The organism is Rhizobium terricola (genome assembly GCF_012927355.1).
GTDB lineage: Bacteria > Pseudomonadota > Alphaproteobacteria > Rhizobiales > Rhizobiaceae > Allorhizobium > Allorhizobium terricola.
Genome location: NZ_JABBGK010000003.1, coordinates 294,379 through 319,519, shown reverse-complemented (window position 1 = coordinate 319,519; position 25,141 = coordinate 294,379). Strand labels below are relative to the sequence as shown.

Genomic DNA, 25,141 nt, shown 5'->3' with positions numbered 1-25,141 from the left:
ACCCGAGAATAAGTCTTTGCCCATGACGCTGCATGTTCAGTCGCGCGACTTAGATACCAGACAGATCGATCACAACGATGCGATCCGGGCCGCCTATTTCACGATCGAGGAGTTGCGCGAAAGCGCCGAAGCTCTGGCCCGCGACGGGGCCACCGACCTGCCCGGTCTGATCGACTTCGATTTCTTTGCGCGCCACCGCGAGAACGAGCGGGAAATCCTGCGCGTCTACCGGGCAACCGCAGCCGACGTCGAAGCCGGCGCGACGATTACGCCTGCCGCCGAATGGCTGCTCGACAACCACTACATCATCGAGGAAGCGATCCAGGAAGTCCGCCGCGACTTCCCGAAGAAGTTCTATCGCCAGCTCCCGACGATGAAGGTCGGGAACCGCGAGATCCCCCGCACCATGGCGCTGGCCTGGCTCTATGTGGCCCACACCCATTCGACCGTGTCGATGGAAGCCATGACCGCGCTTGTCGAAGGCTTCCAGAAACACCAGACGCTGGAAATCGGGGAACTGTGGGCGCTGCCGTCGATCGTCCGTTTCGTTCTGATCGAAAACTTGCGCCGCATTTCCACTCGTGTCGATCGCTCCCGCCGCATGCGCCGCAAGGCCAACGAAGTCGCCGACGAGATCATTCGGCTGAACGATGCGGCAAGCTCGACCGAACTCCTCAAGCAGATCGAACCGCTCGCCGAAGACAATACCTTCGCGACCCAGTTCCTCTATCGCCTGCGCAACGGATCGCAGAACACCAGCTTTGCGATCGCCTGGGTCGAGCAGCGCCTGGAAAAGGCCGGCCGCACCGCCGAGGAATCGATGACGGCGGAGCACAACCGCCTGTCTTCCGGCAACGTGACGACCGGTAACATCGTCAAGAGCCTGCGCGAGATTGACGACAAGGAATGGTCGGTCTGGGTGGAAGACGTCTGCCTCGTCGACAAGATCCTCGGCAACCACACCGACTATCGCGAGCTCGACTTCGGTTCGCGCAACGCCTATCGCAACACGATCGAAAAGCTGGCCCGCCGCTCGGACAAGAGTGAGATCGAAATCGCCCAGATGGCGATCGATCTCGCAGCTGAGGCCGCCAGATCCGGGGAAGCCGGCGTGACGCCGAATGTCGGCGGCTACCTGGTCGGCGCCCAGCGCCCGCTCCTTGAGCAGGCGATCGGCTACCGAATGCCGCTCTGGCGCAGCCTCGCCCTCGGCATCCAGCGCCTGAACTGGATTTCCATCGCCGTGCCGGTCATCGGCCTGACGCTCGCCGCAATGGCGGTGGTTGGTTACTTCCTGGAGATGGCCGGCCTGTCGACGCCGATGACCATCGTTCTGCTGCTGCTGTTCTCGCTGCCGGCGTCGGAAGGTGCGACGGGCCTCTTCAACACGCTGGTGACCTTCATCGCGAAACCCGCCCGCCTGACCGGCTACGAGTTCAAGGAAGGCCTGCCGGAAGATGCACGCACGCTTGTCGTCGTGCCCTGCCTGATTGCCAAGCGCGACGATGTCGATGAGCTGATCCGCAATCTTGAGGTCCACTACCTCACGAACCCGCGCGGCGAGATCTACTTCGCGCTGCTGAGCGACTGGCGCGACAGCGCGGTCGAGGAAACCGCCGCCGATCTCGAAATCCTGGAATACGCGAAGGGCCAGGTCGCCGAGCTTTCCGCCCGCTATGCGCATGACGGCAAGACCCGCTTCTACCTGCTGCATCGCCGCCGCCTCTTCAATCCGGCCGAAGGCGCCTGGATGGGCTGGGAGCGCAAGCGCGGCAAGCTGCACGAACTCAACCTGCTGCTGCGCGGCGACCGCGACACGTCCTATCTTCCGGGCGCGAACATGGTGCCGGAAAACGTCCAGTACGTGATGACCCTCGACGCCGACACGCGCTTGATGCGCGACGCCGTCACCAAGCTGGTCGGCAAGCTCTATCACCCGATCAACCGCCCGGTCCATGATCCGAAGACCGGCCGCGTCGTCAGCGGATACGGCCTTCTCCAGCCCCGTGTGACGCCCTCGCTGACCACCGGCAAGGACGCATCCGTCTTCCAGCGCGTCTTTTCAATGAACCGCGGCGTCGACCCTTACGTCTTCACCGTCTCCGACGTCTATCAGGACATCACCGGCGAGGGCACCTTCACCGGCAAGGGCCTTTATCAGGTGGATGCCTTCGAGACCGCCCTCAAGGGACGGATCGACGAGAACACGGTTTTGAGCCACGACCTGCTCGAAGGCTCGATGGCGCGTTGCGCCCTCGTCACCGACGTCGAACTGGTCGAGGACTTCCCGACCCGCTACGAGGTCGAGATCTCGCGCCAGCATCGCTGGGCCCGCGGCGACTGGCAGCTCATCCCTTACATCTTCGATCCCGCCCGCGGCATTACCTCGCTCGGCCGCTGGAAGATGGTCGACAACCTGCGCCGCTCGCTGACCCCGATGGCCTGGTTCCTCGCCTCCGTCCTCGGCTGGTTCGCCATGGATCCGGTCGGCGCCTTCATCTGGCAGCTTGTGCTGATCTTCTGTCTGTTCGTCGCACCGACTCTGTCGTTGCTCTCGGGCCTGGTGCCGCGCCAGACCGACATCGTTCCGGCAGCACACTTCCAGTCGCTGTGGTCCGAACTGCGCTCGTCGAATGCGCAGGTTGCCCTGCGCATCGTCTTCATCGCCGACATGGCCTACATGATGGGCGACGCGATCATTCGCTCGCTCTACCGCATGCTGGTCAGCCGCAAGCTGCTGCTCGAATGGCGCACCGCCGCCAGCATCCAGTCGTCTGCGCAGGGCAGCATTTCGACCTACTACCGCAGCATGCTGCATGCGCCGGTCGTGGCGGTCCTTGCCCTTTTCTTCGCGGCGCTGCCGGGCGGCTACGGCTTCCTGATCGGCCTGCCCTTCGCGATCATGTGGGTGCTCTCCCCGCTCGTCGCCTGGTATGTCAGCCAGTCGGCGGAGACCGAGGACAGCCTTTTCGTTCCCGAACACGTTACCATCGAACTGCGCAAGATCGCGCGCCGTACCTGGCGATTCTACGAGACCTTCGTGACTGCCGGCGACAACTATCTGCCGCCGGACAACTTCCAGGAACGGCCGGAACCCATTGTCGCGCACCGGACTTCGCCGACCAATATCGGCGTCTACCTGCTGTCCGTCGTCTCCGCCCGTCATTTCGGCTGGATCAGCTTCGAGCAGACGATCGAGCGTCTCGAGCAGACGATCTCGACCGTCGAGCGCATGGATAAGTACCGTGGCCACCTCTACAACTGGTACCACACGGATACCCTGAAGACGCTTGGACCGCGCTACATATCGGCGGTCGACAGCGGCAACCTCGCCGGCCACCTCATCGCGATCTCCTCGGCCTGCCGCGAGTGGGCCGAAGCGCCCTCCGCCCATCTCCAGGGCAATTTGGACGGCATCGGGGATGTTGGCGGCATCCTTCTCGAGGTGCTGAAGGACCTGCCGGACGATCGCAAGACGGTTCGCCCGCTGCGCCGTCGCCTTGAAGAACGCATCGTCGGCTTCAACAATGCGCTGTCCGCCGTGAAGCGCGAGCACGAATTCGCTTCGATCCGCATCATCAACCTGGCCGTTCTCGCCCGGGACATCCAGAAGCTTGCGGCCAACCTCCATCACGAACTGCGCTCCGACCAGAGCGCCGAGGTGATCCGCTGGACGGAATCGCTGGTCGGAATCTGCGAAGCCCACATCGCCGATACCGCCTTCGACCTTTCGAACATCGATCCGCTGCGCCAGCGTCTGACCCTGCTGCGCGACCGCGCCCGCGACATCGCCTTTTCGATGGACTTCGGCTTCCTCTTCCGTCCGGAACGGCGCCTGCTGTCGATCGGCTATCGCGTCGACGGCCGGGAACTCGACGAGGCTTGCTACGATCTTCTCGCCTCCGAATGTCGCCTGACCAGTCTGTTCGCCATCGCCAAGGGCGATCTTCCGACCGAGCATTGGTATCGTCTCGGTCGACAGGTCGTTCCGATCGGCGCACGCGCCGCTCTGATCTCCTGGTCCGGTTCGATGTTCGAATACCTGATGCCGCCGCTCGTCATGCAGGAGCGCCAGGGCGGCATCCTCAACCAGACCAACAATCTGGTGGTCCAGGAGCAGATAAACCACGGTCGCCGCCTCAACATCCCGTGGGGCATCTCCGAAGCGGCCTTCAATGCTCGCGATCACGAGATGAGCTATCAGTACACCAACTTCGGTGTGCCGACGCTCGGCCTGAAGCGCGGACTCGGCCAGAACGCCGTCATCGCGCCCTATGCCTCGATCCTCGCCAGCCAGTATTTCCCGGAGGCCGCGGTCGAAAACCTCGAGCGCCTGCGCAAGCTCGGCGCATTGGGTGCCTACGGCTTCCATGACGCGGTCGACTTCACGCCGACCCGCGTGCCGGATGGCAAGACCTGTGCGGTGGTCTACAACTACTATGCCCACCACCATGGCATGTCGATCGCCGCAATCGCCAACGTCGCCTTCAACGGCCGCCTGCGCGAACTCTTCCACGCCGACCCGGTCATCGAGGCGGCCGAACTCCTGCTGCAGGAAAAGGCCCCGCGCGAGATCCCGGTGATGAGCGCGAAATACGAACCGCAGACACCCGGCAAGGGTCAGGCCGACCTGCTGCGCCCGGAAATCCGCACCGTCACCGACCCGGCGACCAAGGACCGCGCAGTCGCATTCCTGTCCAACGGCCACTATTCGGTCATGCTGACGGCGACCGGTTCGGGCTATTCCCGCTGGAACGGCCAGGCTGTGTCCCGCTGGAAGGCCGATCCGACCGAGGATCGCACTGGCACGTTCATCTTCCTGCGCGACATGTCGAACGGACAGTGGTGGTCCGCCACCGCCTCGCCGCGCCGTGCCGAGGATGAAAAGTCCAAGGTGATCTTCGGCGACGACAAGGCCGAGTTCTTCAAGACCGTCGGCGACATCTCGACCCAGGTCGAGTGCATCGTCGCAACCGAACACGATGCCGAAGGCCGCCGCCTGACCATCCTCAACACCGGCCCCGAGGATCGCTTCATCGAAGTGACCTCCTACATGGAGCCCGTTCTGGCGCAGGACGACGCGGACAATGCCCATCCGCTCTTCTCCCGAATGTTCATCAGGACCGAGTTCGGCCGCCGCCGCGACGTGATCCGCGCCGAGCGCAACAAGCGCAGCCCCGGTGATGCGGACATGTGCGTCGCCCACCTCGTGGTCGACAATGCCGGCCCGGGCCGCCCGACGGAATTCGAAACCGATCGGCGCCGCTTCCTCGGCCGTGGCCGTAGCCTCGCCGAGGCCGCCGCCTTCGACCCGGGCGCAACGCTCTCCGGTACCGATGGCTTCACCCTCGATCCGATCCTCAGCCTGCGCCGCCTCGTGCGCGTCCCCTCGGGCAAGAAGGTCAGCGTCATCTTCTGGACGATCGCCGCGCCGAACCGCGAGAAGATCGACCAGGCGATTGAACGCTATCGTCACCCGGATGCCTTCAGCCACGAGCTCATCCATGCCTGGACCCGCGCCCAGGTCGAGCTTCGCCATATCGGCATCACCTCGCAGCAGGCCGCCGCCTTCCAGCACCTCGGCCGCTATCTGGTCTATCCGGACACCCATCTCCGGGTCGATCCGGCGACCGTGCGCAGCGGGCTGACTACCCAGTCGGCCCTCTGGCCGCTGGCGATCTCCGGTGACTATCCGATCTTCGCGCTGCGCATCAACGACGACATGGACACCGACATCGCCCGCGAGGCGATGAGCGCGCTGGAATACCTGCGTCGGCGTGGCGTTGTCGCCGATCTCGCGATCGTCAACGAGCGTGCCACCTCCTATGCGCAGGACATGCAGCATGCCCTGGACCAGATGGCCGAGAACCTCAGGCATCGCCTGCCCGACGGCAGCGGCGGCAAGCCGCATGTCTTCGTCGTTCGCCACGACCTGATGGAAGACAGCGCGTCCCAGGCCCTGCTCGCCGCGGCTCGCGTCGTCCTGCATGCCCGCAACGGCAAGGTCGTCGACCAGATCAACCGGACTGTCTCGCTCTTTGCCACTCCGCGCACACCGGACGGCTCTGAAGCTGAATGGCCGGGCCTGTTGCCAGCCATTCCGGCCGCCCCCTCGGCCATCTCGCCGGCGATCGGCGGAACTGATCTCGACTTCTGGAACGGCTTCGGCGGCTTTGCCAAGGATGGCAAGGAATACGTCGTCCGTCTTGCCGGCCATCAGGCGACCCCGCAGCCGTGGATCAACGTGATCTCGAACGAGGAATTCGGTTTCCACGTTTCGGCGGAAGGTTCAGGCTTCACCTGGAGCCAGAATTCGCGTGACTATCAGCTGACGCCGTGGACCAACGATCCGGTCGTCAACCGTCCCGGCGAGGCCCTCTACGTCGCCGACCTCGATACGGGCCGCACCTACTCGCCGGTCAGCGCGCTGAACCTCGATGAAACGACCCGTTACGAGACCCGGCACGGCCTGGGCTACTCGGTCTTTACGAGCACCCATGACGGACTTGAGCTGCAGCTCACCCAGACGGTCGATCGCAGCCGCCCCGTCAAGCTGTCCCGCCTCGTGCTCAGCAACAAGACGCGGGAAACCCGCAGGTTCCGCGTCTACGGCTATGCCGAATGGGTCCTTGGCAACAACCAGCAGAAGACCGCGCCCTTCGTCCTTTCGTCCTTCGACGAAGAGACGTCCGCGCTCTTCGCGACAAACCCCTACGACATCAACTATCCGGGCCGAACCGCCTTCCTCGCCGGTCCCGCCGCGCCCGATGGCTATTCGGCGAGCCGCCGCGAGTTCATCGGCCGCCACGGTACGATCAAGCTGCCGCAGGCGCTTGCCCGCCAGTCGCGTCTCTCCGGCTCGGCCGAGACAGAGAGTGATCCCTGCGCGGCCCTCGCCTTCGACATCGAGGTGCCGGCAGGAACCGAGCGGGATCTCACCTTCCTGCTTGGCGAGACGGATACGCCCGAAGCCGCCCGCGCCCTGATCGAAGCCATTCGCAAGGAACGCTTCGAGACGATCCTCGGCACGACCACCGAATTCTGGACCGGCTTTACCGGCCAGTTGCAGGTCCGGACCGGCGATGCGGGCTTCGACACGCTGGTGAACCGCTGGCTGCCCTACCAGGCCCTCGCCTGCCGTATCTTCGCCCGCGTCGGCTTCTACCAGGCCAGCGGCGCCTTCGGCTTCCGCGACCAGCTGCAGGACACGCTCGCCTTCCTGCTTCACGAGCCCGCGCTCGCCCGCAGGCAGATCCTCAACGCCGCCTCGCGCCAGTTCGTCGAAGGGGACGTGCAGCACTGGTGGCTGCCGCGCACCGGCGCCGGCGTCCGGACCCGGATCTCCGACGATGTGGTCTGGCTCGCTCATGCGGTCGACCAGTATGTGACGACGACCGGAGACAAGGCTTTCCTCGCCGAGACGCTGCCCTTCCTCGAAGGGCCCCAGCTCGCCGACGGTCAGCATGACAGCTTCTTCGAGCCGTCGGTGACCGCCGAACAGGACAGCCTCTACGAGCACGCAGCCCGCGCGCTCGACCTCGCCGTCGCCCGAACCGGCCCCCACGGCCTGCCGCTCATTTTGGGCGGCGACTGGAACGACGGCATGAACCGCGTCGGCGAGAAGGGCCAAGGCGAAAGCGTCTGGCTCGGCTGGTTCCTGGCCTCCACCCTCAAGTCCTTCCTCGCCTATGCCCTCGAAAAGGGTGACCAGGCCCGCGTCACGCGCTGGACTGCCCATCTGACCGAGCTTTCGGATGCACTGGAACGCGCGGGTTGGGACGGCGACTACTATCGCCGCGGCTACTACGACGACGGCACGCCGCTCGGCTCGGCGCAGTCCGAGGAATGCCGCATCGACTCGATCGCCCAGTCGTGGAGCGTGCTCTCCGGCCAAGGCAAGCCCGAGCACTCGGCAAAGGCACTCGACGCCGCGCTCGCCCAGCTGGTCGACGACGAGGCAGGTATCATTCGCCTGTTCACCCCGGCCTTCGCCAAGTCCAATGTGGATCCGGGCTACATCAAGGCCTATCCGCTCGGCGTCCGTGAAAACGGCGGCCAGTATACCCATGCGGCCATCTGGCTCGGCATGGCGCTCGCAAAGGCCGGTCGCCCGGCGGATGCATGGCGCTGCTTCAAGATGCTGAACCCGATCAATCACGCGCTCGATGCCGAAGCGGCGGAACGCTATCGCGTGGAGCCCTACGTGGTTGCTGCCGACGTCTACGGCGGAGATGCCTATCTCGGCCGAGGCGGCTGGACCTGGTACACGGGCTCCGCCGGCTGGCTCTACCGCTTCGCCATCGAAGGCCTGCTGGGGATCAGCCGCAAGGGTGGGGTCCTGTTCGTCAAGCCGGCCCTGCCGCCGGAATGGAACGACTTCGAAGCGAACCTCGCCATCGACGGCAAGACGCACGCGATCAAGGTCGAACGCCTGTCCACGACAGCCGGCTACGCCGTCACGGTCGACGGCAAGGCGATCAACGACCTGGATGCCGGCCACACGCTGTGACCGGCCCAGCGACCGCCTGAGGGCGGTCGTAGCCACCGCTGAAATGACAAAAGCCCCGCCGATCGCTCGGCGGGGCTTTTCGTTTCAGACGGCAGTGAGACGTGTCAGGCGGCGAAGACGACCAGCAGGTCCTTCGCGTCGATCTGGTCGCCGGCCTTGACCAGCACTTCCGAGATCGTACCGTCGCGGTCGGCGTGCAACGCCGTCTCCATCTTCATCGCCTCGATTGACAGCAGCACGTCACCGGCCTTGACCGACTGGCCGGCAGCCACGGCCACGGTCGAGATGACGCCCGGCATCGGCGCGCCGACATGACCAGCGTTGGCCGGATCGGCCTTGCGGCGTGCCGCGCTGCCGGCGGCACCATGGGCGCGATCCGGGACCTTGATGCGGCGCGGCTGGCCGTTGAGTTCGAAGAACACCGTCACCATGCCCTTGTCGTCGGTGGCGCCCATGGCCTGGTTGACGACAACCAGCGTCTTGCCCTTTTCGAGATCGACGAACAGTTCCTCGCCGGCCGGCAGACCGTAGAAGTAGTAGGGCGTCGGCAGCACGGAAACCGGACCGTAGGTGTCGGCGGCCAGCGCATAGTCGGTGAAGACCTTCGGATACATCAGGTAGGAAGCAAGCTCGAAGTCGCTGATCTTGCGGTCGAGCTTCTCCTCGATCGCCTTGCGTTCGGCTTCGAGGTCGGTGTCTTCGAGCAGCGAGCCCGGACGCACCGTGTAGGGCTGTTCGCCCTTCAGCGCCTTCTTCTGCAGACCCTCCGGCCATCCGATCGGCGGCTGGCCGAGATCACCGCGCAGCATCGAGACAACCGATTCCGGGAAGGACACGTCCTTGGCCGGATCGACGACGTCTTCGACCGTAAGGTCCTGGCTGACCATCATCAGCGCCATGTCGCCGACCACCTTGGAGGACGGCGTCACCTTGACGATGTCGCCGAACATCTGGTTCGCATCGGCATAGGCCTGGGCCACTTCGTGCCAGCGGGTCTCGAGGCCGAGCGAACGGGCCTGCTCCTTGAGATTGGTGAACTGGCCGCCCGGCATTTCGTGCAGGTAGACTTCCGAAGCCGGCCCCTTGAGGTCGCTTTCGAAGGCGGCATACTGGTTGCGCACGGCCTCCCAGTAGAACGACAGGCGGCGGATCCAGTAGGGGTCGAGGCCCGGATCGCGTTCCGAACCGCGCAGCGCCTCGACGATCGAGCCCAGGCACGGCTGCGAGGTATTGCCCGACAGGCTGTCCATCGCCGCATCGACCGCATCGACGCCTGCCTCGACGGCGGCCAGGACGGTCGCGGCCGAAATGCCCGAGGTGTCGTGCGTGTGGAAATGGATCGGCAAGCTGGTCGCTTCGCGCAACGCCTTGAAGAGGATCCGGGCCGCAGCCGGCTTCAGGAGGCCGGCCATGTCCTTGACCGCGATGATATGCGCACCGGCCTTTTCCAGGTCGGCGGCCAGCGCGGTGTAGTACTTGAGATCGTATTTCGGCCGGGCGGAGTTGAGGATGTCACCCGTATAGCAGATGGCAGCCTCGCAGAGCTTGTTCTCCTCCGCCACGGCATCCATCGAGACGCGCATGTTCTCGACCCAGTTCAGGCAGTCGAACACGCGAAAAAGATCGATGCCGCCGGCTGCTGCCTGGCGTACGAAATATTTCACGACGTTGTCGGAATAGTTCTTGTAGCCGACGCCGTTTGCGCCGCGCAGCAGCATCTGCAGCAGGAGGTTCGGTGCCCCTTCGCGCACGAGTGCCAGACGCTCCCACGGATCTTCCGTCAGGAAGCGCATCGACACGTCGAAGGTCGCGCCGCCCCAGCATTCGAGCGAGAGCAGGTTCGGCAGGGCCCGCGCATAGGCGCCTGCGGCGCGCGCGATGTCATAGGTGCGCATGCGGGTCGCGAGCAGCGACTGGTGGCCGTCGCGCATCGTCGTGTCGGTGACGAGCACGCGCGTCTCGTTGCGCATCCATTCGGCGAACTTGACCGGGCCGAGCGTGTCGAGAAGCTGCTTCGTACCGTCCGGGACCGGCGCATCGATGTAAGGCACCACCGGCTCCGCCGCATCAGCCGGCGGACGCGGACGCCCCTTGGCCTCGGGATGCCCGTTGACGGTCACGTCGGCGAGATAGGTCAGCAGCTTCGTCGCACGGTCCTGGCGCTTCACCTGGGCGAAGAGCTCTGGCGTCGAGTCGATGAACCGCGTCGTATAGCTGTTGTCGCGGAACTTCGGGTGCCCGATGATCGCCTCGAGGAAGGTAAGGTTCGTCGCGACGCCGCGGATACGGAACTCGCGCAACGCACGGTCCATGCGCTGTATCGCCTCCTGTGGCGTCGGCGCCCAGGCGGTCACCTTTTCGAGCAGCGGATCGTAGTAGCGCGTGATGACCGCTCCCGAATAAGCCGTACCGCCGTCGAGGCGGATACCGAAACCGGTCGCGCCGCGATAGGCGGTGATCCGGCCGTAATCCGGGATGAAGTTGTGCTCCGGGTCCTCGGTGGTGATGCGGCACTGGAGCGCATGGCCGTTCAACCGGATGTCGGACTGGGCCGGAACGCCGGATTCCGCCGTTCCGATCGCGTGTCCGTCGAGGATGTGGATCTGCGCCTTGACGATGTCGATGCCGGTCACGACTTCGGTGACCGTGTGCTCGACCTGGATGCGCGGGTTGACCTCGATGAAGTAGAACTTACCGCTGTCGGCATCCATCAGGTATTCGACGGTGCCGGCGCCCACATAGCTCGTGGCCTGGGCGATCTTCAGCGAGTAGGAGGCGAGCTCCTGTCGCTGTGCCTCGCTAAGATAGGGAGCGGGAGCGCGTTCGACGACCTTCTGGTTGCGGCGCTGGATTGAGCAGTCGCGCTCGAACAGATGGACCACGTTGCCGTGCATGTCGCCGAGGATCTGGCTCTCGACGTGGCGGGCCTTCTCGACCAGCTTCTCGAGATAGACTTCGTCCTTGCCGAACGCTGCCATCGCTTCGCGCTTCGCCTCGGTGACTTCGCGAGCCAGGTCCTTCGGGTCACGGATCGCACGCATGCCGCGGCCGCCGCCGCCCCAGGATGCCTTGAGCATCACCGGGTAACCGATCTCCTCGGCCATGCGGGCGACTTCCGCCATATCATCGGGCAGCGGATCGGTCGCCGGAACCACAGGGACGCCGACAGAGATCGCAAGATTGCGCGCCGCCACCTTGTTTCCGAGCTGCCGCATGGTCTCCCCGCGCGGCCCGATAAAAGTAATGCCTGCATCGTTGCAGGCATCGACAAACTCGGGACTTTCGGAAAGGAGGCCATAGCCCGGATGAATGGCGTCCGCGCCCGAAAGCTTGGCCACACGGATCACCTCGTCGATCGACAGGTAGCTTTCGATCGGTCCGAGTTCACGGGCCAGGTGAGGGCCACGTCCAACCTGATAACTCTCGTCCGCCTTGAATCGATGCAGGGAGAGCTTGTCCTCCTCCGCCCATATCGCAACCGTTTTCAGGCCAAGTTCATTGGCCGCGCGGAACACGCGAATGGCAATTTCGGATCGATTGGCAACGAGAATCTTGGATATGGACAAATCGGTCTCCTCAGTCGATTTAGCGGGGCATGCTGCACCTGCGAAATCTCCATATCCTGTTGTGCCCGGAAGTTCAATTTCTCCGACCGCGGCCTGCTAAATTTCCGCGCGGTTTCAGGTGATCAGGCCGAGCCGGAAGGCAAGCGCAACCACGTGCTGCCGGTTCTTCGCCCGAAGCTTGTCCTGGATACCGTTCATGTACCAGTCAACCGTGTGGTTTGAGATGTTGAGCACCTTGCTGATGTCGTTCGACGTCATGCCGTCTGCAAGATAGTTCAAGACTTCCATTTCACGCCGGGTCATGCGCGTGTCGACCTTGGTGGCCTCCATCACATCGTCGACCTGTTTGCGAAGCTCGAGCAAACGCCAGAAGGCCTTCTTCGCCACCGCATCGAAAAGGGTTATCTCGACCGGAGACAGATCGACAGGTTTGCCGCCGACGGTCATGTTGCCGAGCAGACCGGTGCGCCCATGGACAGGAAAAATGTAACCGTCCTGCAGGCCGAAGCGGACGGACTCCATCATCATGCGCTCCATCCGCTTGCGGTGCGGGTCATTCTTGAAGAAACCCAGCGTGTCGCTCCAGCGGAATCCCTTCTGTGCCTGACCGAGATACCGGATCGTCGGATCGATCAGCACGAATTTCTTCGTGATATAGGTCTCCGGCCAGCGCTCCGGCCAATGTCCCATCAGAACCAGTGACATCGGGTTCTCGTTCGGCTTCGGCTGGCGAACGATGCCGTAGTATTCGAACCGATAGAGACTGAACAGCTTCTGCAATTCAGCCACCACTTCTTCCGCATTCCGGTACTCGTCGGCGATGACCAGGAACTGGACCAACTGATTAACGCTCACACGAACCCCCCAAAAAGTCATCACCCGAGCGAAATCACGAAAAAGCCATACGGCGCCCGTTTCTATCGGCCTTGGCCGGGTGGAATTGGGGCATAAGCTAACATATTCGGTTAGGAGGCATTTAAATCTAACACATGAAATCTAGCCATCCGTGCAAAAGCTGACCACCACAATCATGCGGGTCGGAACATGAACGACCGACCATTCCTGGGTGGATTGCGCGTCTGCGGGCCGCCGAAAAGATGCAATCGACCCGCCATGTACTATGGCATATGTCCTTGTCGGTTTATAAGAAAAACGGTTGAAACAGCGCGCGCCATTCAGGCCCGCTGATGGGGTAAAGCAATTGTCCTTGTTCCAGGTTTACATCAAGGCTCTCAAATATCTGGCGGCCTACCGCCTGCGGGTGACCATGGTGGTGATTGCCAACATCATTCTGGCGGTCATTACCATCGTCGAGCCCATCCTCTTTGGCCGAATCATCGACGCCATCTCGGAAAAGGGCGATGCCAAGACCATGCTGATCGCCTGGGGCGGTTTCGGCGTATTCAACACGATTGCCTATGTGCTGGTCGCCCGCGAAGCCGATCGGCTCGCCCATGGCCGCCGCGCCGATCTTTTGACCGAAGCCTTCGGCCGCATCATCTCCATGCCCTTGAACTGGCATCACCAGCGCGGCACCTCGAACGCCCTGCACACCCTGCTGCGAGCAAGCGAGACCCTTTTTGGCCTGTGGCTTGAGTTCATGCGGACTCACCTGGCGACCGCCGTGGCACTCACCCTGCTCATTCCGACCGCCTTTTCGATGGACTGGCGGCTGTCCTCCGTGCTGATCGTCCTCAGCGTGCTCTACGTCCTGATCGGCAAGACGGTGATGAACCGCACCAAGGAGGGTCAGGCCTCCGTGGAAAGCCACTACCATACGGTCTTTTCCCACGTCAGCGACTCGATCAGCAACGTCTCGGTGCTGCACAGCTACAACCGCATCGAGGCCGAGACGCGTGCGCTGAAGCAGTATGCGCAGCAGCTGCTCGCCGCCCAATATCCGGTGCTCGACTGGTGGGCCATCGCCAGCGCCCTCAACCGCATCGCCTCCACAGTTTCGATGCTGGTCATCCTGGTAATCGGCACGATCCTCGTCCAGCAGGGCGAACTGAAGGTCGGCGACATCATCGCCTTTACCGGCTTTGCCGGCCTGCTCATCGGTCGACTGGACCAGATGCGCCAGTTCGCCACCCAGATCTTCGAGGCACGATCCAAGCTCGAGGATTTCTACCAGCTTGAGGATTCCGTCCAGGAACGCGAGGAGCCGGCCGGTGCCGCCGAACTCAAGGACGTGAAGGGAGACGTCGAGTTCCGCGACGTCTCCTTCGATTTCGCCAACACCACCCAGGGCGTTCACGACGTCTCCTTCTCAGTAAAGGCCGGGCAGACGATCGCCATTGTCGGACCGACCGGCGCCGGCAAGACGACGCTGATCAACCTGCTCCAGCGCGTTCACGAACCGCAGAAGGGCAAGATCCTGATCGACGGTACGGACATCTCGGCCGTCACCCGAAAATCGCTCCGCCATTCGATCGCCACGGTCTTCCAGGATGCCGGCCTGCTCAACCGCTCCATCCAGGAGAATATCCGGCTGGGTCGCGAGGACGCGAGTGACGAGGAAATCCTCAAGGCGGCCGAGGCCGCGGCAGCGACGGACTTCATCGAAAGCCGCCTCGCCGGCCTGACGACCGTCGTCGGCGAGCGCGGCAACCGTCTCTCCGGCGGCGAGCGCCAGCGTATCGCGATTGCCCGCGCGATCCTGAAGAATGCGCCAATCCTCGTTCTGGACGAGGCGACCAGTGCGCTGGATGTCGAGACGGAAGCGCGCGTGAAAGCGGCGATCGACCGCCTTCGCAGGAACCGCACGACCTTCATCATCGCGCATCGACTTTCCACCGTGCGCGAGGCCGACCTCGTGCTCTTCCTCGATCACGGTCGCATCGTCGAGATGGGCGGTTATGACGAGCTCAGCGCCAGCGGCGGTCGCTTCGCCTCCCTGCTCAAGACGAGCGGCCTGCTGACCGAGGAAACGGCCGCCGCAGCAGCAGCACCCTGAAGACTTCCCGGCATCGCCGGGAAGACAAGCGGCCGCGGTCTCAATCGACGTCGGCCGCCAGGCCTCATTCAGCAGCGACGGCCGGCGGCAGGCTGTTCTCGTTGCCGGCCGCGCCCGCACCGCCCGCGCCCTCGACCTTCCCCTTGTTCTTCGGCTCGCGACCGAAGAACAAGGCATAGGCTGCCGGCAGCACCAGGATGGTGAGAACGGTTGCCACAAGGATGCCGCCCATCATCGCATAGGCGAGCGGACCCCAGAACACGCCGCGCGAGATCGGGATCAGCGCCAGGACGGCTGTGAGTGCCGTGAGCATGATCGGGCGGAAACGGCGGATTGCCGAGCCGATGATTGCTTCCGAACGCTCCATGCCCGCAGCGATGTCCTGGTCGATCTGGTCGATCAGGATGATCGAATTGCGGATGATGATCCCGAGCAGGGCAATCACGCCGAGGATCGCCACGAAGCCGAAGGGGGCGCCGCTGACGAGCAGCGCGGCAGCGGCACCGATGATACCGAGCGGACCGGTCGCGAGCACCAGCATCGCCTTTCCAAAATGCTGAAGCTGGATCATCAGCAACACCACAATGACGAGCAGCATGACCGGGGCCTTGGCGGCGATCGACGCCTGGCTTTCGGCACTGTCTTCGGCGCCGCCCTGTACCTCGATCTTGTAACCGGCCGGCAGGCTGGCGCGCAGGTCCTGCAATTGGCCATAGATCTCCGTCACCACGTCGTTCGACTGTACGTCGTCCGGCAAGGTACCGCGAACCGTGATGGTCGGCAGGCGATCGCGGCGCCACTCGATGCCCTGTTCCAGAACAGGAACCACGCGAGCCACCTGCGACAGCGGCACGAAGGCACCGTTGTCGGTCGGAATGTAGACCGAGTTGACCGCCGTCAACAGCTGCCGGCTGTCGTCCGGCTCGCGGGCGACGATCGATATGGTCTCCTCACCGGCCCGGACATCGGCGAGCGGCGCACCGCTCATCGTCGCCTGCAGCATCTGCCGGAGGCGCTGCGACGTGACGCCGAGTGCACGAGCGCGGTCCTGGTCTACCACCAGCTTCATCGCGGGCACCGGCTCCAGCCAGTCGTCGTGAACGGCACTCAGGAGCGGATTGGCAAGGAACACGGCCTTCACCTCGTCGGCAATACGGCGAACCTCGGCCCGATCCGAGCCTGAGACGCGCATCTGCACGGGCCAACCCGTCGGAGGGCCGAGGAAGAGCCTGTCGACCTTCGAACGGATGGACGGGAAGTCCTCCGCCAGGATGCCGCGGAGCTTGGCAATCAGGCGCTCGCGAGCCGGCTCGTCATTCGCCATCACGAGAAGCTGGGCGAAGTTCGGATTGCGAAGCTGCTGGTCGAGCGGCAGGAAGAAGCGCGGTGCGCCCTCGCCGATATAGGTCGCGACGAAGCGCTTGTCCGGGTCGTCCATGATCCGGCCTTCAAGCGCCTTGGCCTGCGTCTCGACCTCGTTGATGCTGGTCCCTTCCGGCAGCCACAGATCGACCAGGATTTCCGGACGCGAGGACTGCGGGAAGAAGTTCTGCGGAATGAACTGGAAGGCCCAGAGACTGGTGACGAAAGTCGCGAGCGTCAGGCCGATCACGATCAGCCGATGGCGCACGGCCCAGCCGACCGTCGCGCGCAGGCGCCGGTAGAAGCCGGTATCGAACACGTCCTGGTGGCTTCCGGCGTGGTGCCGCTGCTTGAGGATCATGTACCCCAGCCAGGGCGTGAAATAGACCGCCACGAACCAGGATACGACCAGCGAAATGCCGACCACGTAGAAAAGTGAGCGTACATATTCGCCGGCGGTGGATTCGGCGAATCCGACCGGGATGAAGCCTGCCGTGGTGATCAGCGTACCGGTCAGCATCGGGAAAGCGGTCGAGGTATAGGCAAAACTCGCCGCGTCGATCTTGTGCAGCCCCTCTTCGAGCTTTCGCTCCATCATCTCGACGACGATCATCGCATCGTCGACAAGCAGGCCGAGCGCGATGATCAGCGCCCCGAGCGAGATGCGCTGCAGATCGATGCCGAGTTCGTACATGATGGCGAAGGTGGCGGCGAGCACCAGCGGGATGGCGATCGCGATGACCAGACCGGAACGCCAGCCGATCGACACGAAGGACACCACCAGCACGATGGCAAGCGCCTCGACCAGCGCCTTCATGAACTCGCCGACAGCCTCACGCACCACCTCGGGCTGGTTCGAGATTTGCGCGACCTCGACGCCGTGCGGCAGCGATGCTTCGAAGCGCTGGAAGGTTTCCTCGACGGCCTTGCCGACATCGGTGACATTGAAGCCCTTGGCCATCACGACCCCGACCTGGACGCTGTCATGGCCGTTGAAGCGGAACTTGCGCTGATAGGGATCTTCGGTGCCCTCGGTGACCGTGGCAATGTCGCCGAGACGGGTCACCTGCTGGCCGGCTCGCAGCCTCAGTTCGCGAATGTCCTCGGCGCGTCCGAACCCGCCGTCGACGGAGATGCGGACCGAGCGTTCGCCCGTATCGATCGTTCCGGCGGGATCGATGGCATTCTGACCTTCCAGCGCATTCTTGATATCGCTGAACGTCAGGCCGCGTTCCGCAAGAACCTTGGAGGAGACGTCGATGTAGATCTTCTGCGGCTGATCCCCGAGAATGACCGCTTTCTCGACGCCCGGTGTCGTCAGCAGCATGTCACGCGCCTGGATGGCGTAGGTCTTGAGCTCGGGATAGCTGTAGCCATCGCCGGACAGCGAGTGCAGGGTGATGAAGGTGTCGCCGAACTCGTCGTTGAAATACGGCCCGAGCAGGCCTTCCGGCAATTCGCTCGAGATGTCTCCCACCTTCTTGCGCACCTGGTAGAAGGCGTCTGCCACGTCATCGGCATTGGTATCGCCCTCGACCTGCAGCGTGATGATCGCGCTGCCGGCCCGGGTATAGGACTTGACCCAGTCGAGATGCGGCACTTCCTGCAGCTTGCGCTCAATCTTGTTGACCACCTGGTCCTGCATGTCGGTGATCGAGGCCCCTGGCCAGACGGCCTGAACGACCATCACGCGGAAGGTGAAGTCGGGGTCTTCCTTCTGGCCCATGCGCATCAGTCCGAGCACACCGGCGATCAGGATCAGGCCGAAGAGGAAGCGCGCGATGCTCGGGTGACCGATCGCCCAGCGCGACAGATTGAAGGAACCCTTATCGGTGGACGTGGTCATGGCGTAAATCCGTTCTCGAAAGGGTTGGGTCAGCGGGTCTGGCTGGCAGGCGTGATGCTGCCGGTGGCAAGCGAGGCCTGCTCGGCATCGGCGGCCGCAAGCTTCACCTTCAGATCCTCGCTCATGAACTGCGTCCCCGCGACGACGACGAGGTCGCCGGGCTTGAGGCCTTCCGACACGCGCACGCCGGTGTCGGAGAAATCGACCACGGTGACAGGACGCTCATGCACCGTCTTCGCTGCCGGATCGACCGTCCAGACGATCGGACGGTCGGCCGGGTCACGCGCGAGCGCGGTGAGTGGCAGGCTGAAGAGCGGCTGGCCGCTTTCGGCATCGGCCCGAACCGATGCCGTCATGCCGAGCAGCACCCGATCGTCGGCCGGTAGCGACACGCGGACGGAGAACGTGCGCGACGCCGGATCGGCACTGCCGGCGACCTCGCGAACCTTGCCTTCGAGGGCGACGCTGTCATTCGACCAGACGCCCACCTTGACCGCCTTGCCGGGGGCAAATGCGAAGACGTCGTTTTCCGGGACGGCGATCGAGACTTCCTTTTCGCCGTCGACGGCGACCGTCACCACCGGCGTGCCGGCAGCGACAACCTGCCCCGCATCGGCATGGGTCGCGGTCACGATGCCGTCCTTGTCGGCCGTGAGTTCCGCATAGCCGACCTGGTTTTCCGCCTGGGCGAGCACCGAACGGGCGGAATCGCGTGCCGCGACCGCCTGATTGTAGGCGAGCTGCGCCTGTTCGAGCTGGGCCTTCGCCGCCACCTGCTGCTTGAACAGCTGGTCGGCACGCTTCATCGCGAAGTCGGCGGTCTCGACCTGCCGTTCGGCCGCGACGAGATTGGCGCGCGCGCTCGTCACCGAAAGCGCGTAGTCGGTGGCATCGAGCCTGGCGAGCACATCGCCGGCGCGAACCCGGTCACCGATGTGGACACTGCGCTCGACGATCTTGCCGCCGATCCTGAAACCGGCTGCTGCTTCGCTGCGGGCGCGGACGGCGCCCGAATAGCTGAGCTGGCGCGTCATCGCGGCCGGAGCCACCTCGACGACCTTGACCGGACGGACCGGTTCCTTCGGCGCTTCCGCCGTTTCGGCGGAGCAGCCGGCAAGCGCTGCAACGAGCAGCAGGGGAAGGACGGTTTTCTGATACATGGGACGCTATCCTCGGCGAAGGGCGGCCTTCGCGGCTGGTCGTTTATTCTCGCAATTTGATCTTCTGTTTCGCGCCGCGATCAGGCCTTCAGGGCACGGATCGCGAATTCGGTCAGCTCGGCCGGAGATGCGCGGTTCTCCTTGCTCAGGCACTGGGCGACAAGCTGCGGATGGCTGAGGATGACGGTGCTGGCACCGAAGCAGCGCGACGCGACGATGGCATCCTGATCGGGAAATTCGCCGGCGGCGATCCCGTCCTCGATGATCTTCTGAAGAACCTCGTTCATCCGGTCGATATGCTGGTCGATGACGTGCCAGTTCTGTTCGATGGCGACGACCACCATCTCGTGGACCTTCTCGGCGTCCATCATGGTCTCGACCGTCAGGCGGTGCTCCATCTCGACATAGCGGCGAAGCCGTTCCTCTGCACTGATCGGCAGGGAAGCAATGCTGAGGGCCAGTTCGTAACCGGCGCCGAGCATCCGGCTGCAGAGCCCCTGCAGGATCTCCTTCTTCGACTCGAAGAAGCGATAGATGTTCGCCGGCGACATGCCGAGGTCACGGGCGATGTCGGCGACATTGGTCTTGCTGTAGCCGTAGTGGCGGAAAAGCCGTTCGGCGGAATCGAGGATCCGCTTGACGTTTTCCTGCCGCGCAAGGCTCTCGGATGAATGGCTTTCGCTTTCGGTATTGACGGTGGCCATAGGCAGATCCTGATGACTGACGAATTTCGAATTTCGTCAGTTGTAAATCGACAGATGATTTTTGTCAACCTCGCCTGCCCCGCGAGACCTCGTCCTCGAGGGCGTACACCGGGAAGGACTGGAAGCTGGCGGTGAAATCGCTTGTTGCCGTCCGGAATGTGCCTATATCGTCAGCGCACCGCCGGCGGAGAATCGTAAGCCCGGCGACCTGCCCAAAGACAGGACCAGAATGAACCGCTGATGGCCTTCCGCTTCGTCCACACTGCCGACATCCATCTGGATTCGCCCCTTCGCTCGCTGTCCTTGCGCAACAGGGAGCTCGCGGACCTGATCGGCGACTCGACCCGCCAGGCGCTGGTCAGGATCGTCGATCTCTGTGTCGAGGAGCAGGTCGACGCGCTCGTCATCGCTGGCGATCTCTATGACGGCGACCAGACATCGATGAAGACGGCGCGCTTCCTCGCCTCGCAGATGCAGCGTCTGCATCAGGCCGGGATCGCCACCTACACGATACGCGGCAACCACGACGCCCTGTCGCGCATCACCCAGGAACTCGTTCTGCCGCCCTCGGTGAAGGTCTATTCCGGCCGGGCCGAGGCCGTGGAAGTGGAAAAGGGAGGCCTCGGCATCGCCTTTCACGGCCTGAGCTTTGCAAGACCCCAGGCGCCCGAAAGCCTGCTGCCCAAGTATCGGCCGCCGCTGCCGGACCGGGTCAATGTCGGGATCATGCACACGAGCCTCGCCGGCGCCCCAGGCCACGACGTCTACGCCCCGTGCAGTCTCGCCGACCTGCAGGGCTCGGGTTTCGACTACTGGGCGCTCGGGCACATCCACCAGCGCAGCGAGTACGCGGGCCGCACAACGGTCGTCATGCCCGGCATGCCGCAGGGACGCGACATCAACGAGGCAGGCCCGAAGGGCATATCACTCGTGACCATCCACGACGACCGCAGCCTCACCGTCGAGGAGCGCCTGGCGAGCATCGCGGAATTCGCACGTCTTCCCGTCGACCTGAGCCAGGCCGCCAGCTGGTTCGACGTCGTCGAGACGATCGAAACGTCGGTTGCCGAACTGCGTGGCCGCATGCCGTCGGATCATCTTGTCGCACGCCTCGTGCTGACCGGCACGACGCCGTTGTCGTGGCGCCTGCGCCGCGACCGGGACCTGCTGCTCGCCGAAGCCGAGCAGCGCGCCGAAGGCATTGGTCGAGCCTGGATCGAAAAAATCGAGATCACCACCAAGGCGCCGGGCGAGGCATCCTCCCGGTCGAGCGCCGATCCGCTGATCGAGCTTGCCGAACTGATGCGCGACGACGTGTCGATCCGACACGGGCTGCGCGAGGAAGTCCGTCGCATGGTCAAGGAACTGCGCGACGAGCTTCCGCCCGAGAGCCGCGCCTTCACCGGGAGCGACGAAGCTGAGTTCGAGGCCTTTGTCGAACGGCTGCTGGCCGAAGGCAGCGACGACATCGTCTCCCGTCTGAGGAGCGACGGTGCGGGGGCCACCGAATGAGGCTGCGGAGACTCGATCTCACCCGCTACGGCAAGTTCACCGACCATGTGATCGACTTCGGCGCGGTCGAACCGGGCGCGCCGGACCTGCACATCGTCTACGGTCTCAACGAGGCCGGAAAGTCGACCTCTCTCTCCGCCTACCTCGATCTGCTCTACGGGATCGAGGAACGCAGCCGCTACAATTTCCTGCATGCCTATAGTGCCATGCAGGTCGGCGGCTGCCTGGAATTCGCCGGCGCGTCCCACGACCTGAAGCGCGTCAAGCAACGCGCCGGATCGCTGCTCGACGGGCGCGGCGAAGCGGTGCCTGAGGCACTGCTGTCCGTTCCGCTGGCGGGGGTCAGCCGGGACGCCTATCGCACGATGTTTTCGCTCGACGACGTGACGCTCGAGGAGGGTGGCAATGCCATCCTCCAGAGCAAGGGTGACCTCGGCGAACTGCTCTTTTCAGCCAGCGCCGGTCTGGCCGGTGTCAGCACGACACTGGGCGCCATCTCGGACGAGGCCGACGCGCTCTACAAAAAACGGGCACGCTCCACGCGGATCGCCGAGCTGAAGCAAAAGCTTGCGGAACTGAAGACGCGGCGCGACGAAATCGACACCCTGGCGTCGACCCATGCCGGCCTCGTCGCCGCACTCGGCCACGCCGAGGCGGCCTATGACGAGGCAATGCATGCGCGCGGCAATGCAAGAGCGAGAAGCGAGGCGATCACCCGCCTGTTGCGCGCCCGCCCGCTCGCCGCCGAATACCGCCGGCTCGAAGCGGAGCTCGCCGAAAACGCCGGCCTTCGGCGTCCCCCGGCCGATTGGGCCCGCGATCTCCCCGGCCTGATGGAGGAGGAGACCCGGCTCGCGACCCGCCTTGCCGGCATCGAGACGGACATGGAGCGCGTGCGGCAGGAAATCGAAGGCAGCGAACTCGATGAACCCGTTCTCGCGCTTTCCGACCGGATCACCCATCTCGCCAGGGGGCTCGCGCGTTTCGCCGGAGCGGAGGAAGATCTGCCGAAGCGCCGGATAGCCCTTGCCGCTCGAAACTCCACCATCGGCGGCATCCTGACCCGACTGGACCGGACGGGATTCGAGACGCCGGAAGACCTGCTTCTGCCGGCCGCGACCATCGGTGCCCTGCGTGACTTAATCGAGATGCGTTCCGGCGTCGAGGCGCGCCTGCAAACCGCAGCCCGCGAGCTCGCGGCCGCAAGGGTCGCCAAGGAGCGAGCCGATTCCGAACACGAGGCCCTGGTCGCACGTGGCGAGGACGCCGACGCTTCGATGATTAGCCGGCTCACGGCAACGTTGGCGATTGTCCGCCGCAGCGATCATTCGACCCGATTGCGGCTTGCGGAGCGCAGTCTCGGTGATCTGGAGCGCCGATTTGCCGAAGCCGTCCGCCCGCTTGCCGAGCTCGCCGACGGAGATCTCCTTGACGGCGAAGCTCTCCGTATCCTTGCCTTGCCCGATCCGCGACAACTCGAGATCTGGCGCGCGGCTCTTGCCGCCGTGGACAGCCGCATCGCCGACCATACCGAGCGCGGACGCCAGCTCGTCACCCAGCACAGGCAGGTCGAAGCGCGGATCACCGCCCTCGGCGCACGCGGCGGGCTGGTCGAGGATGCCGAAGTACTCCGACTGCGCGCTCAACGCGACGCTGCATGGAAGGACCATCTTCAGCGGCTGGACAAGGAAAGCGCCGAGGCTTTCGAAAAAGCCATGCATGCCGATGACCTCGGAACCACGGCGCGCATGGCGGCGATGCGCGACCTTGCCGATCTGCGCACCCTCACCGAGGAACGGTCGGTTGCGGCAGCGGGGATCGACCGCCAGGAGGAATTGCTGGACGAAGCGAAGTCTGAGCGGGAAAGACTCATTTCTGAGCTGCGGGGCACACTGCCAAAGGCCTTGTCCGTCAGCGCAGACGGCAACCTGGCCCGGCTGTTCTCGTTGATCGAACAGCTTGTCCGCGCACGCTCCGACGCCCTGTCCGCCTGGGAGCGCCTAGAGGCGACCCGGCACGAAATCGCGACGGCGCGGGCCGATGCCGAACTCGATCGTGACACGCTCGCCACGGCCCTCGACGCGGTCGGCCTCGACCGGACGGGACAAACGCTTACCGAACTGCTCGAAGTGGCCGAGGCTGCCGTAACCGCCGGCAACAGCAGGGCCGCCGCCCGGACAGCGGCGGAAAAAGCCATCGCCGACCATAAGCGTGCGCTTGACGATCGGCGGCGCGAATTCGAGGAAGCCGAGAAAGACCGGGACGACTGGCAAGCTCGGTTCTCGACCACCCTCGCGGAAACCTGGTTCGGCGAGATCACCTCGACCGGGGCGGTACGTGAAATCATCGAGACCCTCAACGAACTCGCCCCCGCCCTGAATGATCGAGACGAATTGGCGCGACGCATCGCCACGATGGAAAAGGATCAGGCCGACTTCGTCGCCGAGGTGCAGGACATCCTGTCGGATCTGGGCGAAACCGCCGACCCGGCTTCGGCCAGCCGCACCGCCGTGACGCTCGCCGCTCGTCTGGAAAAGGCGCGCCATGACCAGTCGCTGCGCTCCGATAAAATCGCCGCCCTCGATCGCCTCGCCGAAACCCAGCGCAAGCTCAGGCAGGATCTCGCGGAACACGCCGCCCGCAAGAGCGAGCTCACCTCGTTCTTCGGGGTCGACACGCTGGCCGAGGTCGCGCTCGCGCTCGAAGCGGCAAACGAACGGGCCCGCCGCGAGACGCGCCTCTATGGCCTTCGGGAGCAGCTCCTCGCCGAATTGCATGCCGCCACGATCGAAGCCGCGCTGGCCGACGTGGAGGCGAGTGATTTCGACGCCATGGAACAGGAACAAGCAGAGCTTGCCGCCCGGCTCGACGATCTCGACGAGCGCGCAAGGCAGCTCTTCGCCGAGAAGACGCGGGCGGGTGACCGGCTGGATGCGGTCGGCGGCGACGATCAGGTCGCCCGGATCGAAGCCGAACGCCGGACGATCTTCCTCGAGATCGAGGAGCACGCAGCCAGTAACCTGCGTCTCAAGAGCGGCGTGCTCATCGCCGGCGAGGCCCTGCGGGCATACCGCGACAAGCATCGTTCATCGATGATGAAACGCGCCTCGGACGCCTTCCGCCTCATCACCCGTGGTGACTATACCGGCCTCGCGACCCAGCCCGACAAGGACCGCGAAACCCTGATCGGCCTGTCGCGCCAGGGTGGCTCGAAGCTGGCCAGCGAGATGTCCAAGGGAACCCAGTTCCAGCTCTACCTGGCGCTTCGCCTCGCCGGTTACGAGGAGTTCGCCGCAAGCCGGCCCTCCGTTCCCTTCATCGCCGACGACATCATGGAGACCTTTGACGAACCGCGCTCGGAAGAAGTGCTCAGGCTATTCGGGGAAATGGCGAAGATCGGCCAGGTCATCTATCTCACGCACCATCGCCATCTCTGCGACATCGCCCGGCGTGTGGTGCCACAGGTCCGGATCCACGAAATCTCGAGCTAGCCCGCAGGTCGGCCCCGTCACATTTCTCTTGACGG

The 25,141-nt window shown here is 64.2% G+C and carries 9 protein-coding genes; 4 read left to right on the top strand and 5 right to left on the bottom strand.

The window, feature by feature from the left end; translation table 11 throughout:
- Positions 1-22: 22 nt before the first annotated feature.
- Positions 23-8,509, top strand: coding sequence for a GH36-type glycosyl hydrolase domain-containing protein (locus HHL25_RS16470; RefSeq protein ID WP_169593565.1), 8,487 nt, complete (start codon positions 23-25; stop codon positions 8,507-8,509).
- A 104-nt stretch (positions 8,510-8,613) separates the two neighbouring features.
- On the opposite strand, the gene pyc is transcribed toward HHL25_RS16470, so the two are convergent.
- Entirely contained in the window at positions 8,614-12,075 is a 3,462-nt protein-coding gene (gene pyc / locus HHL25_RS16465) for a pyruvate carboxylase (protein ID WP_169593563.1), read from the bottom strand.
- A gap of 114 nt (positions 12,076-12,189) precedes the next feature.
- Positions 12,190-12,930 (bottom strand): LuxR family transcriptional regulator, encoded by a 741-nt coding sequence (locus HHL25_RS16460; RefSeq protein ID WP_169593562.1) that lies wholly within the window; start codon positions 12,928-12,930, stop codon positions 12,190-12,192.
- A 346-nt stretch (positions 12,931-13,276) separates the two neighbouring features.
- Here HHL25_RS16460 and HHL25_RS16455 point away from each other — a divergent pair, with 346 nt between their 5' ends.
- Positions 13,277-15,031 carry a glucan ABC transporter ATP-binding protein/ permease gene (locus HHL25_RS16455; protein WP_169593560.1) on the top strand — a complete coding sequence of 585 codons (1,755 nt, stop codon included), beginning with the start codon at positions 13,277-13,279 and terminating at the stop codon, positions 15,029-15,031.
- Positions 15,032-15,095: 64 nt separating this feature from the next.
- Here HHL25_RS16455 and HHL25_RS16450 read toward each other — a convergent pair whose 3' ends face one another.
- From HHL25_RS16450 to HHL25_RS16440, 3 genes are all read right to left on the bottom strand, one after another.
- Positions 15,096-18,239 (bottom strand): efflux RND transporter permease subunit, encoded by a 3,144-nt coding sequence (locus HHL25_RS16450; RefSeq protein ID WP_169593558.1) that lies wholly within the window; start codon positions 18,237-18,239, stop codon positions 15,096-15,098.
- 29 nt (positions 18,240-18,268) lie between these two features.
- The gene (locus tag HHL25_RS16445) at positions 18,269-19,399 is read right to left on the bottom strand and encodes an efflux RND transporter periplasmic adaptor subunit (RefSeq protein WP_169593556.1); all 1,131 of its coding nucleotides are present in this window, start codon (positions 19,397-19,399) and stop codon (positions 18,269-18,271) included.
- An 80-nt stretch (positions 19,400-19,479) separates the two neighbouring features.
- Positions 19,480-20,103 carry a TetR family transcriptional regulator gene (locus tag HHL25_RS16440; RefSeq protein WP_169593554.1) on the bottom strand — a complete coding sequence of 208 codons (624 nt, stop codon included), beginning with the start codon at positions 20,101-20,103 and terminating at the stop codon, positions 19,480-19,482.
- Between the two features lie 240 nt (positions 20,104-20,343).
- On the opposite strand from HHL25_RS16440, the gene HHL25_RS16435 reads away from it, so the two are divergent.
- Together HHL25_RS16435 and HHL25_RS16430 are read left to right on the top strand one after the other, a co-directional pair.
- A complete protein-coding gene (locus HHL25_RS16435) occupies positions 20,344-21,615 on the top strand; it encodes a metallophosphoesterase family protein (RefSeq protein WP_169593552.1) in 1,272 nt (423 codons plus the stop codon).
- The gene (locus HHL25_RS16430) at positions 21,612-25,106 is read left to right on the top strand and encodes an ATP-binding protein (RefSeq protein WP_169593550.1); all 3,495 of its coding nucleotides are present in this window, start codon (positions 21,612-21,614) and stop codon (positions 25,104-25,106) included. Before HHL25_RS16435 ends, HHL25_RS16430 begins: the two co-directional genes overlap by 4 nt.
- The last annotated feature ends 35 nt before the right edge of the window (positions 25,107-25,141 follow it).